Consider the following 12909-nt stretch of genomic DNA (forward strand, 5'->3'; position numbering starts at 1 on the left):
TCATGAGCTTATTAAAGATAAAGCCACTTATGGTGTGTATTTTTGCCGTATTTTTAATTAGCTGCTCAGCGCCGAGTGTTGAACATTATAAAAACAGTTCACCTGAGTTTAACTTCAAAGAGTTTTTTAGTGGTGAATTAAAAGCATATGGCGTTGTACAAGACTTTAAAGGTGAATTAACCCGAAAGCTTGTTGTTGATATGAATGCAAGCTGGAATGGCTCACAAGGCGTTATTGAAGAAGATTTTGTATACGACGATGGTGAAGCGCAAAGGCGTGTTTGGAAAGTAACACTTAACGATGATAATACATTAACGGGCACAGCCGCAGATGTTACAGGTGTAGCTAAAGGAAAAAGTATGGGCAGTGTGTTTCACTGGAACTACAATGTAGAGCTACCTTACGATGGCTCAACATTAAATGTAAACTTTGACGATTGGATGTACCTGGTTACACAATCGCGCTTGATAAACCGCACATCTATTGTTAAGTTTGGTGTCGAGGTCGGGGAAGTGACCTTAGTTATCGAAAAAATATAGTTGATTTACGTCGTTGTTTAACTTGCACCAAAATTGTACTCAAATTAAGTCTTTGTTAACCCAACACGCTGTATTTTACCGAGAATTATTTAAATTTTACGCATTTTTTAAGAATTTAAGCAAAAAACGCAATTTGCTGTTGCTAACTCTTTAAAAATGCATAAAGATAGGTTTTGCGAAGGCAAAATAATAACGAATAGGAATCTAACAATGAATAAAGCTCAATTAGTTGAAAAAATCGCTACTGATGCAGAAATCTCTAAAGCTGCTGCTACACGTGCACTTGACGCGTTTACTGGCGCTGTAACTTCTTCTTTAAAAGAAGGTAATTCAGTTGCATTAGTTGGTTTTGGTACTTTCTCAGTTAAAGAACGTGCAGCACGCACTGGCCGTAACCCACAAACGGGTGCTGAGATCCAAATCGCAGCGGCAACTATCCCAAGCTTTAAAGCAGGTAAAGGTCTTAAAGACCAAGTAAACCCTTAATTGGCGATTTACAGAATTTTTTAAAAAAGAGCTATTAAGCTCTTTTTTTTTGCCTGTATAAAAGTTGCCACCAAAGCGGGTCAACTACTAATCCGCAATAATACTCAATTAAATTGACGTTAATGCGTTAAAAATTTCTAATATACGACTGTATTAATGCAGGCCGTAGAGCAATGCAAAAGCAATTAGTGTTAATAACTAAACAACAACTTTTTTGCCTCTTGCTTATACGGTTTATTGCCCAAAATTGCTCTTAATTAAACGAATCAGTATGATTTTTTATAGGTACAGACCATAAAAAATCCCTACTAATTACTTAGCAGGGATTTTGCTTAAAACTCACTAAAAATGGGCTGTAACGTATTTAAAGTTACGCTTTTAAAGCTTTGTCGCCTCGTCCGATACCAACGGCACCTGAGCGTACAACTTCAATAATGTCTGTTTCATGACGCAGTGTGTCTAAAAACGATTCTATTTTGTCTGTACTGCTTACAAGTTGTAGGCTGTAACTTTGTCGGCCCATATCTAAAATAGCGCCTTGGAACACATCAACCACACGTGTTACGGCAGCGCGTGTGGTTTCGTCTTGGGCAAATACCTTAACAAGTAATAACTCACGCTCAATATGGCTCATTTCTGTTAAGTCGATGATTTTAAGTACATCAACAAGCTTATTTACTTGTTTCGTAATTTGCTCAACAATTCTGTCATCACCCATAGTTGTAATAGTGATACGCGATAGTGATTGATCGTCAGTAGTACCCACCGTAAGGCTATCAATGTTATAAGCACGTTGTGAAAAAAGCCCAACGATACGCGATAGTGCACCAGGTTCGTTTTCTAATAATATAGATAAAATACGACGCATTATGCTTTTACTCCTTTACGTAACCACATCTCATCAATGCCGCCTAACTTAATTTGCATTGGGTATACATGTTCTTTTTCATCAACGTTTATATCTAAAAATACTAAACGGTCATTTATACTCATAGCTCTGTCTATCGCTGGTTGTAGTTCATCGAGCGTGTCTACCTTTATACCAACGTGACCGTAACTTTCTACAAGTTTTACAAAGTCAGGTAAAGAGTCCATGTAAGACGATGAATGGCGACCGCCGTAAATCATGTCTTGCCATTGGCGTACCATACCTAAAGAGCGGTTATTTAATGATACAACTTTAACAGCTAAGTTATATTGCAAACACGTTGATAGCTCTTGGATGTTCATTTGAATAGAACCATCGCCCGTTACACATACAGACTCTTTATCTGGGAACGCAAGTTTAACGCCCATTGCAGCAGGTAAACCAAAGCCCATAGTGCCTAGGCCTCCAGAGTTGATCCACTGGCGAGGGTTTTTAAACGGGTAATATTGAGCGGCAAACATTTGATGCTGACCTACGTCTGAGCTTACATATGCATCGCCATTTGTTGCTTTGTACACTGCTTCAATAACAGCTTGGGGCTTAATTTTATCGCCATCGGCGTTGTAATTAAGGCATTTTTGTTCACGCCAGCTAATAATTTGTCGCCACCAATCTTCTTGGGCGCTTCTATCAATTTGTATTGGGCTTTTATCAATAGCAGTTTGTAGTTGTTCTATAACCGTTGCTAAACACCCTACAACTGGAATATGAGCTTTAATAGTTTTAGAAATTGAGGTCGGATCTACATCAACATGCACGATGGTTGCGTTAGGGCAAAACTTGTTAACGTTATTTGTAACACGATCATCAAAACGTGCGCCTAAGGCTAAAATTACATCAGCGTTGGCCATTGCTTTATTTGCTTCAAGCGTACCATGCATTCCAAGCATGCCTACAAAATTAGGGTGTACACCTGAAATACCACCAAGGCCCATTAAAGTATTTGTAATAGGAGCATTTAATGATTCAACTAAGTGAGTTAATTGCTCTGAGGTATTAGAAAGTACAATTCCGCCGCCAGAATAAATCACTAATTTTTTTGCTTCAAGAATAGCAGTTACTGCTTTGCGTATTTGTTTTGAATGACCTTTTGTATTTGGGCTATAGGTTCTAAGCTCGGTAGTTTTAGGAAATTCGTACTCAAACTTAATCGCTGGGTTGAGCATATCTTTTGGTAGCTCAACCACTACAGGGCCTGGGCGACCAGTACTTGCAATATAAAACGCTTTTGCAAGGATCGCTGGGATCTCTTTAGCACTTCGACAGTTAAAGCTGTGTTTAACCACAGGGCGCGAACAACCAACAATGTCGGTTTCTTGAAAGGCATCATCACCAATTAAATTAGTCGGTACTTGGCCTGATAAAACAACCATAGGGATTGAATCCATATAAGCTGTAGCAATTCCTGTAATACAGTTTGTAGCGCCAGGGCCAGAGGTTGCAAGTACAACACCTACTTCACCGGTGGCACGGGCATAGCCATCAGCCATGTGCGTTGCTGCTTGTTCATGGCGTACTAAAATATGCTCAATATCATCTTGCTGAAAAAGTGCATCATATAAGTCTAAAACCGAACCACCGGGGTAGCCAAATATGTATTTAACCTTTAAGTCTTTCAATGCCTGAACTACTAGTTCAGAGCCATTATACTCTTGTTTGCTCATCCTCATTCCTCTGTGCGCTTTTTTGTGCATAAAAAAACCCCCGCGTAGTGCGAGGGTTTTTAAAAAGCAGTATCACCTTTTAATACATCCCCGCTGGGCTTATAACTAAGACCAGTACGAGTACGACTAAAAGGTTAATTTGTGTGTTCATAGTTTTTACTCTATTTAGCAAAACACTGCTTTTAAATTAAATATTCTGTATAAGGTTATTTTTAAGGGTTTTAAGGCTCTATGTCAACCTTGAAATGGCTTTTTTGCATTGAAATTTCATTTTAAATTATTTTTCAACTTGAAATTGCAAAATGTGGTGTTTTTATCTGAGTACTCAGTAAATATTATGCATTTTTTACTGTTATAAAGGTAAGCATAACAATTAAATTTAGCTAAGTTTAATTGTGTTAATTATATGTTTTAGAAACTGCCTAAATAGTAAATTTTAGGTATGATGAATTCATAAAAATGATTGAGGAATCTACAGTGAAAAAAGTGACTATAATTTCGCTTTTATCTACATTAATAAGTCCTTTAGCAATTGCTGATAAAGCATCTCCACATGATGTGGGTATTACTAACAAGGAACGTATTTTATATTGGCTTAATAAAAGAGATAACATTGCGCCGAGTGATCTTGAGTCATCATATGATCAATACATGGATATGAGTGCTAATAACCAACATTTAATTAAAAATGGTTTTAGGCAATTTAATTCTAAAATTCATAATTCAACGGTTTCAGTAAAATCTCAAGTAAGTTTTTCTACTGCTTTGATTCCCGATCAGACTGTAAATCAAGTTAAAATACTGACTATATTAATAGACTTTCCTGATTTGAAACATGACGATAATAAGTTAACAGCCCAAGATACCGATATGTTTTACGCTGATTACTCTAAAGAACATTATCAACAGATGTTATTTAATAGCGAAAGTTATTTAGGTCCAGATGATCAAAGCCTATTAACCGCAAAAAGCTATTATTCAGACGCGTCGGGTGCAAGCTTAAATTTTAGCGGTGATGTTTATGGCTGGGTAACCGCTGATAGTAACGCCAAAGTATATGGAGAAAGACAAGGGAATACCCGAGATATTAATGCGCCATCTTTAGTTAAAGAAGCAGTAGAAAAAGCTGTAGCACAATATAATATCAATTTAAGTGATTACGACCTTACTGATTTAGACGATATTGACGGTGACGGTATTATTAACGAACCCAACGGAATAATAGACCATGTGATGATTTTTCATTCAAGTATTGGTGAAGAAGCTGGAGGAGGTTACTTAGCTACCGATGCGATTTGGTCTCATCGTTACTATGTATTTGATGAAAACAGCCAACCTAGTGAAGTAACGGGAAGTTCTGTTAAGCTTTTTGGCTATACAATTAACCCAATTGATGCTGGAATTGGTGTAGTTGTGCACGAGTTTGGCCACGATTTAGGGTTGCTTGATGAATACGATTTACAATCTAATACTGTGGGTGAGCCGGTTGCATCTTGGTCTGTTATGTCTACTGGTAGTTGGTCGGGGGCTTTAAGGGGCTCAGAGCCTGTGATGTTTAGTCCTTATGCGCTTGAATACTTACAAACGCGCTATCAGGGAAATTGGGTCAATCAGCTAGAGCTTGAAATGACAGAAGTTAACGCAAATTCTGAGCAAATACTTGTTGATACCTCAAGTACTTCACAATCACAAAGCCAATTAAAAGTTGTTTTACCTAAGCGTCTAGAAAAGTTTAAAACACCGGTAGAAGGGGAGTTTCAATATTATTCAAATACAGGTGATAACCTGCGTAATAGTTTTATAAATACGATAGAACTGCCACCGAGCAATGATGCACTAATGCTAAGTTTTAATGCCTATTACAGCATTGAACGTGATTACGATTTAGTGCAAATAAAAGTGAATGGTACGCCAATTAGTGGCAATTACACCCAAGCTATTAACCCATATTATGGCGATATTGGGCCTTACATTACCGGTGATTCTTTTTTAAATAGTGATGCTAAACAACCTAACGGCTATTTAACGCATGAGTTTGATTTAACCTCTTATGCAGGGCAAACAGTAGAGTTTAGTATTGAATACATAACTGATGCAAATACCCATTACTATGGTTTTGTTGTTGATGATATGAAGGTTAGGCAAAACGAAACGTTAATTTGGCAAAACAACGCAGAAGTGCAAACATCTGCTCAACTAACAAACTTTGAAAGAATAGGTAGTTACATATACGCCGCACCATCGCATTACTATTTACAATTAAGATCTTATCTAGGTATCGATAGCGGATTGCAAAGTGAGCAATATTCCCCGGGAGTACTTTTGTGGTACGCCGACGAATCACAATCAGATAATAATACCACCGAGCACCCAGGAACTGGCTTTGCGTTAGTTGTTGACGCAGACCAGCGAGCAATTAAAACAGGCACTACGCAAACAACTGCCAATACGGCAATACAAATACGCGATGCTGCATTTAGTTTATATGACCAGCGTGCAGGGTTAGGCGACAACGATTTATCAGCCATTAGTGAGTTTAGTGATAAAACAGATTATAGTTTTTCACAACAAACTGAATCTGGTGTTGAATTACCACAATTAGGTTTTGGGTTTACTTTATTAAATCAATCAACTAATAACGAAAGCGTTAGTGTTGAGCTAAGTTATAGTTCTGCAAATGGGATTAAATTTAGTATTAATGATCTTAATGTGCAATTTGATATTGAAGGATTAACTTTAATACCAACCGATAAGTTTATGTGGCGTTTTGATGATGGCTCAACAAGCACTGAGCTTGCACCTTCTCATGAGTATGATGATTTTGGCACTTATAATGTTGAGTTTATTGTTAGCAACGATAATGCTGAGCAAGTATTTACCGCTGAAGTAAATATTACTAAGCCATTAGCAATTAACGAGGTTGATTATGATATTAACCAAGGGGTATTGACAGCCCAAGCTAATATTACGGGTGGCGTTTCACCTTTTACTTATCAGTGGAGCTTAGGTGATAATAACAGCTTAGCGACGCAGAGTATTACACATAGTTATTTATATTCAGGTAATTACCAAGTTGAACTGACCGTAACAGACAGTCAAGGAAATCAAACTGAAAAAACGCTAGATATTTCTACAACAGTGCCTATGAGCATTGAAAGTGGTTTTACTTCTAATAATTTAAATGTTCAGTTTAATAGTGATATAAGCGGTGGTTTTGGTAACTACACATACAACTGGAATTTTGGTGATGGAAGTACTTCTAACATACAAAACCCAAGTTATGTTTATCAAAATGAAGGGAGTTATACTGTGACACTTAAAGCGACTGATGCTCATACGGGCGAAGTTATTACTGAAAGCTTAACTGTAGGCGTAAACATAGAGCAAAGTAGTTCAGGCTCAAGTGGTGGAACACTAGTAGGCTTACTTATTTTATTAGCCTTTAGTACCCTGAGAGTAATACCAATGGGCAAAAATACTTAATCATTCCACAAGGCTAAACGTGTCGCTACCTGTGTTAAAAAATTCTCATTAATGACTGCATGGATGCAGAAGGTAGAGCAAGTAGCGATTTTTTTGCCTCGCTATCAACACGTTTTTCCTACCTCAAAATAGATCAATTAATTAAGCGAATTGGTATAAAACTATTTCTTCGCCCGTAAAAGCAAAAAAGCCAGCATAGCTGGCTTTTTAACGTTCAAATAGAAGCCGATATTAAGCGGCTACTTTTTAAAGACGATCAATCACTGATTGAGTGAAGTCTGTAGTACCGTGGCTGCCGCCCAAATCACGTGTTGTACGATCACCTGATTTAATCACATCAGCTACAGCGCTACGAATTCGCTCTGCAGTGTCGCCCATGTCTAAATGCTCAAGCATTTGAATAGACGCTAAGATTACTGATGTAGGATTAGCTAAGTTTTTACCTGCGATATCTGGCGCACTACCGTGTACAGCTTCAAAAATAGCGGCATCTTCACCAATGTTAGCGCCTGGAGCCATACCTAAACCACCCACTAAACCTGCACATAAGTCTGATAAAATATCACCAAATAAGTTAGTCGTTACAATTACGTCAAACTCTTCTGGTGTCATTACAAGTTTCATACATGTTGCATCAACAATCATTTCTGTTGACTCAATTTGTGGGTAACGCTCAGCTACTTCACGGGCTACTTTTAAAAATAAGCCTGATGTTGATTTTAATATGTTAGCTTTATGTACCGCTGTTACTTTTTTACGGCCTTCACGTATTGCAAGCTCGTAAGCAAACGTTACAATTTTTTCTGCGCCTTCACGTGTGATCACTGATTTTGCTTCAGCTTCGTTGCCATCTTCACTAACCACTTGGCCTGCGCCTGAGTACATACCTTGCGTGTTTTCACGAATAGTGATGATATCAATATCGTCGTAACGTGCTTTAGTACCAACAAACGATTTCACAGGGCGAACATTTGCGTATAAACCAAATTGCTTACGCAGTGTAACGTTAATAGACGTAAAACCTTCACCTACAGGCGTAGTTAATGGGCCTTTTAAAGTGATTTTATTTTTAGCTATTGTATCAATTGTTTCCTGTGGAAGTAGCTCACCTGTTTTTTCAAGTGCTGCAAGGCCTGCATCAACAAATTCATAATCAAAGTCGCAACCTGCGGCTTTTAATATTTCAAGTGCTGAGTCGATAATGCTCGGACCGATGCCGTCGCCTTTGATCACTGTGATGGTTTGTTTGGCCATTGACTTTTCCTTTAAAGAGTTTGATTTGCACATAAATTATTACTCTGAGAGAGTAACTGCTTGTTAGGTCATTTATGTGAACGTGCTTGAAAATTTAAGGGCGCATTTATACCAATTTATCACCCATTTTGCTAGTTTATACAGTAAATACCGGGTATAAATGAAATTTATAGTGGGTATAGAAATATTAAATAACCTTTAGTCAACTTAAATTAGATTTATTATTCGCAATTTAGGTTAAATACTATTGAATATACCCAAAGCAGCTAAATGTTGATTGAAATCTGTTTCGTCATGCCACTTTTGTATTTTTAGTTGCTCGTTTAATGTTTGCTTTTGCCAAGCACTCATTTCAAGGTCTGGTTTAAATACGATCTGTGCAAGTATCTTGAGCGACACCCATAGCTTATGAGAGTTAGTTAAATGTTTTTTAGGTGTTTGCTCTGCTTCTAATAATGCCATTGTCCATGGGTTATCACTTAATAAATGAGTTAATTGCTGAGTTAGTGCATCAGAATTAACTTCTTTTACGCCAAAAAATGAGCAAATGGGCGCGCTCAATATTTTATTAGGGGTGCTGTCTATTAATGTTTTACGAGAAAGTAATTTACTGCACTGTGTTAGTAAAAAATGTGTATAAGCATATAAGGGCAATGTTATATGCTCAAACTGATCGTGTTTATTTTTACTTACAAGCAAAGCCATTATTTTTACCAGTGCATTTAATCTATTAACAATATAGGCATGCAAAGGGTGGGGGGTAACATTTACAAGCTGCTCAAATACAACACGTTGTATTATAGCTGGCGCGTTATAATAGCCGACCATTGACAGACTGTGCTTTAAATCTTTTGCGGCTTGATACTCTTTATTATAAGGCTTTACTGCTTCACATAAATTTGCGACCACGAGTGGGTGGGCTGCCATTAGTTGGCTTAACCCTTTATAACTGTATTCATGTTGTAATTTAATGTGGCTAATTAAATTAAGCAGCTCTTGTGCTTTATTTTCAAACGAGGGACTTTTTGTTTTAATATGCTCGCTATTAAATACCGTAAAGCTAATGCTTTTATTAACGCAGCTCCATTGTTTTGCGTTGTCGCTAAAGGATGCTTTAACTTTGTACCACACGAGTTTTTTAGGATTTTCAGTGCTTATTAATACATGCTTCCCTTGGGGATCTGTCGCTAAATAAATCATTGATTGGTCAGCATAGTTTACTCGGCTACCTGGTAATAACGGACCCAAATGAGAAACTAGTGATTTAATTAGTTCTAGGGCAAACAAGTTTGGAGTCCGAATATATAAATCACTTAAAGCTTTATATATGCTCATATGCTTATTTTGCGAGTTATTGCTAATGTTCATTGCAATGATATTTGCGATGGCAAGTAGTGTAATACCGCCGTCGTAAAGCATAATTTTTGGGGTACTCACCAATGCTTGCTTGTATTTATTTAGCTTAGCTAGCAATTGCGCAACGTGCTGGGCTGGCTCTCCAGCCGTAAGCATAATCTTTGCAGCTAGTTTATGACGCATCTTCCAAATATGTTTATCTGTATCGGTAAACTCATCTTGATTGCCTAATTTATTTAACTGAGCACCAACACATAAATGCTCAATAAGCGCGGTGCTAATATATAGCTCGCTTAGCTTTGAGTCGTAGCTTTGAGATTTACACAGAGCTGCAGTGACAACGCACTGTGCAATAACGAGGTTTGTAGCGTATGAATAATTTGGATTGTAAAGCGTAAGCCGTGCTTGAAGAGCATGGGGTTGTTCAGCATAGAGTGTTCTATATTGTTCGGCGAGTTTATTTGCCATAGGGTATATGGCTGTCCACTTTTTTTTATTACTATAAGTACCTAAAAATAACTGCGTATTACTAAGTAGCTGCTCTAAGGTGGTTGATACGGTTTCTTCCATTAAACCTGCACCTAATTTTGTTCTTGGTATTTGTTATAAGCGCTGGGACCCCATAAAAAAAGCTGTCCATTTTTAAAAAGTAATCCAGTACATTCATCCATTGTTGTAATACCGTCAGATGTTTTATGTTGTGTACGATAAAAAACAATTTGAAAAACTTGTTCTCCATCGCGTTTAGCATACGTTAAATCGGGGCTGCCTAAGTAATCAAGCACACTATTTAAAGTAGTGGGTTGCTCAAGAGATAATTTTTCTATAAATCGTTTATTAAATGCTTCGCGGTCTTGCCAGATCATAGCTTGCGGATCGTCTTTATAAAACATGATCACAGATGCTGCTATTAGCGCATATAGCCCTAAACCTAAAATTAAATATCTAATAAACTTTTTCAACATGCTTAACTCTGGCTGCTGTAACTAATAATAGTATACGTATTGATGGTAACGCAGGCTATAAACTTGCGATTAACTTAGTCTTAACTGCTTTAAACTAAAGCCTAAATTTATATCGGTACGCAAACTAACCAAGTGTTTTGAAATAACATACATATCCATATTAGCGGCAAGCTTATTTTTAATACTAGGGGTTAAAGAGTCATCCTCTAGCGCTTGCTCAATAGAGCTATAGTTATTTACTAATTGCTGCGCAGACTTTGTGCCAATACCTTTAACGCCAGGTATATCATTGGTTTTATCGCCTGCTAGAGCCCAAAAATCAACCAGCTTGTTTTTCTCTACTCCAAAACGATCTTTTATACTTGTCTCGTCAAGGTATAACTTTTTAAAGTAATCGTAAACGGTAATGTAAGAGCCAATATGTGGTAAAAACCCTTTATCCGTTGATACTACAATGTTACTTATTTGATTACTGGAGGCCTTGTAAGCAAGCGTTGCTATTATATCGTCAGCTTCATCGTTAACGGGTTCAAATACAACAATGCCTGTTTGTTCTATTGCCGTTTTAAAATCTACTAATGCGTCTTTTAACATTTGCGGCATTGGTGCGCGTGAATGTTTGTAATCTTTGTAAAAATGGTATCGCCAGCTTCTATCTCCATCAAAGACCGCAATAGCATGTGTTGCATTACTACTTTTAAGTAGTTTTTTACATGCGTGGGCAACACGTGAGCAGCATATTTCAATCATTTGTGCATCACTGTGGTGTTTTTGATTAGCATCAACAGCGTAAATGCGCCTAATTAAATTAAGCGCATCAATAAGAAGTAATTGGGGTTTCAAACTATATAACTCATGCTTTTATTTTGTAACACGGAATATATTTACTACCAGGGAGTTTCATTCTACCTTGGTCAACAAATGCTTGTAGTAGTTTATCCATATCGGTCATTAAGGCCGGCTCGCCACTTAAAATATAAGGCCCATTTTGTTTAATGGCTTTTATACCTTCATCTTTTACATTACCGGCAACTATACCTGAAAACGCACGGCGTAAATTAGCCGCTAATTGTTGCTTGGGTTGTTCAAGATGTAAGTCGAGGTTTGCCATATTTTCGTGAGTAGGGGCAAACGGTTGCTGAAAATCGTTATCAATTTTAAGTGTCCAATTAAAGTAGTAAGCATCACCTTCACTTTTACGATAATTTCGTACACTTGCCATGGCAGACTTTAGCTTTTGGCCAACGAGTTCAGGGTTATCTATGATCACTTCAAATTTATCGAGTGCTTGCGTGCCTAAAGTCATTTCAATAAATTGGCAAAGCTCATTAAAATACGCTTCACTTTCTTTTGGCCCTGTTAAAATTACAGGTAAACACTGCTTAGCGTTATCTGGGTGAAGTAAAATCCCTAAAAGATATAGTAATTCTTCTGCTGTACCTGCACCACCAGGGAAAATAATAATTGCGTGGGCTGTTCTTATAAATGCTTCTAAGCGTTTTTCAATGTCAGGTAAAATAACAAGTTCATTTACGATCGGGTTTGGTGGCTCAGCAGCAATAATGCTTGGCTCGGTTAACCCTAAATAACGATTATCGGTATTTCGCTGTTTAGCATGACCAATAGTTGCACCTTTCATTGGGCCTTTCATGGCACCAGGGCCGCAACCTGTACAAATATTTAAACCACGTAGGCCAAGTTCATAGCCAACTTGCTTAGTGTATTTGTATTCAATTTCGTTAATTGAGTGGCCGCCCCAACAAACTATCATGCTTGGCTCGCTATTTACTCTCAAAGCGCCTGCATTTCTAAGCATATCAAAAACCATATGTGTGATAGCTTTTTGCTCTTTAAGATCCTTTTCATATTTTTGGCAAATAAATAAAATGTCACGAATAACCGAAAAAATATGTTCGTGAATACCTGTAATTATTTCGCCATCAACAAAAGCTGTTTCGGGTGGGTTTTCAAGTTCAATTTTAATACCACGTTCACGGCTAACTAATCGAATGTCGAAGTCTTGATATTTGTCATAAATTTCGTTGCTTGAATCGGTATGGCTACCTACATTAAGAACTGCAAGCGCACAGTTTCTAAATAACTTATAACGCTCGCTAGCGGAAGATTTCTCTAATAAATCAACTTCTAATTGCGACAGTAAATCTAAAACCCCAGTAGGGTTTAACTGTATTAACATCGGCGTTCTCCTTGAGGCTAAAATAGTAAACTGCGTG

Annotated in this window: 10 protein-coding genes; 3 read left to right on the top strand and 7 right to left on the bottom strand. The window is 37.5% G+C overall.

Annotated elements, in window-relative coordinates; translation table 11 throughout:
- Nucleotides 1-2: 2 nt before the first annotated feature.
- A complete protein-coding gene (locus tag ALFOR1_RS19375; protein ID WP_104644098.1) occupies nucleotides 3-539 on the top strand; it encodes a DUF3833 domain-containing protein in 537 nt (178 codons plus the stop codon).
- Between the two features lie 210 nt (nucleotides 540-749).
- A complete protein-coding gene (locus tag ALFOR1_RS19380; RefSeq protein WP_004586404.1) occupies nucleotides 750-1025 on the top strand; it encodes an HU family DNA-binding protein in 276 nt (91 codons plus the stop codon).
- Nucleotides 1026-1395: 370 nt separating this feature from the next.
- Here ALFOR1_RS19380 and ilvN read toward each other — a convergent pair whose 3' ends face one another.
- Entirely contained in the window at nucleotides 1396-1893 is a 498-nt protein-coding gene (gene ilvN / locus ALFOR1_RS19385; protein WP_058550273.1) for an acetolactate synthase small subunit, read from the bottom strand.
- Nucleotides 1893-3617: an acetolactate synthase 3 large subunit gene (locus tag ALFOR1_RS19390; protein WP_104644099.1), complete on the bottom strand. Its 1725-nt coding sequence runs from the start codon at nucleotides 3615-3617 to the stop codon at nucleotides 1893-1895. Before ALFOR1_RS19390 ends, ilvN begins: the two co-directional genes overlap by 1 nt.
- A 477-nt stretch (nucleotides 3618-4094) precedes the next feature.
- Between ALFOR1_RS19390 and ALFOR1_RS19395 the strand changes: the two genes are divergently transcribed.
- The gene (locus ALFOR1_RS19395; RefSeq protein WP_104644100.1) at nucleotides 4095-7100 is read left to right on the top strand and encodes an immune inhibitor A domain-containing protein; all 3006 of its coding nucleotides are present in this window, start codon (nucleotides 4095-4097) and stop codon (nucleotides 7098-7100) included.
- A 246-nt stretch (nucleotides 7101-7346) separates the two neighbouring features.
- Here the strand turns inward: ALFOR1_RS19395 and ALFOR1_RS19400 are convergent, their stop codons facing one another.
- The 5 genes from ALFOR1_RS19400 to ppnN all read right to left on the bottom strand — a co-directional run bounded on the left by ALFOR1_RS19400 (nucleotide 7347) and on the right by ppnN (nucleotide 12872).
- Complete coding sequence (locus ALFOR1_RS19400; protein WP_058550276.1) at nucleotides 7347-8354, bottom strand: isocitrate dehydrogenase; 1008 nt, start codon at nucleotides 8352-8354, stop codon at nucleotides 7347-7349.
- A 237-nt stretch (nucleotides 8355-8591) separates the two neighbouring features.
- Nucleotides 8592-10280 carry a hypothetical protein gene (locus tag ALFOR1_RS19405; protein WP_104644101.1) on the bottom strand — a complete coding sequence of 563 codons (1689 nt, stop codon included), beginning with the start codon at nucleotides 10278-10280 and terminating at the stop codon, nucleotides 8592-8594.
- A gap of 11 nt (nucleotides 10281-10291) precedes the next feature.
- Nucleotides 10292-10675 (bottom strand): DUF3192 domain-containing protein, encoded by a 384-nt coding sequence (locus ALFOR1_RS19410; RefSeq protein ID WP_058550278.1) that lies wholly within the window; start codon nucleotides 10673-10675, stop codon nucleotides 10292-10294.
- A 69-nt stretch (nucleotides 10676-10744) separates the two neighbouring features.
- Entirely contained in the window at nucleotides 10745-11518 is a 774-nt protein-coding gene (xni, locus tag ALFOR1_RS19415) for a flap endonuclease Xni (protein WP_104644102.1), read from the bottom strand.
- Between the two features lie 10 nt (nucleotides 11519-11528).
- Entirely contained in the window at nucleotides 11529-12872 is a 1344-nt protein-coding gene (ppnN, locus tag ALFOR1_RS19420; RefSeq protein WP_104644103.1) for a nucleotide 5'-monophosphate nucleosidase PpnN, read from the bottom strand.
- Nucleotides 12873-12909 lie beyond the last annotated feature (37 nt).

It is taken from the genome of Pseudoalteromonas carrageenovora IAM 12662 (assembly GCF_900239935.1).
GTDB classification, from domain to species: domain Bacteria; phylum Pseudomonadota; class Gammaproteobacteria; order Enterobacterales; family Alteromonadaceae; genus Pseudoalteromonas; species Pseudoalteromonas carrageenovora.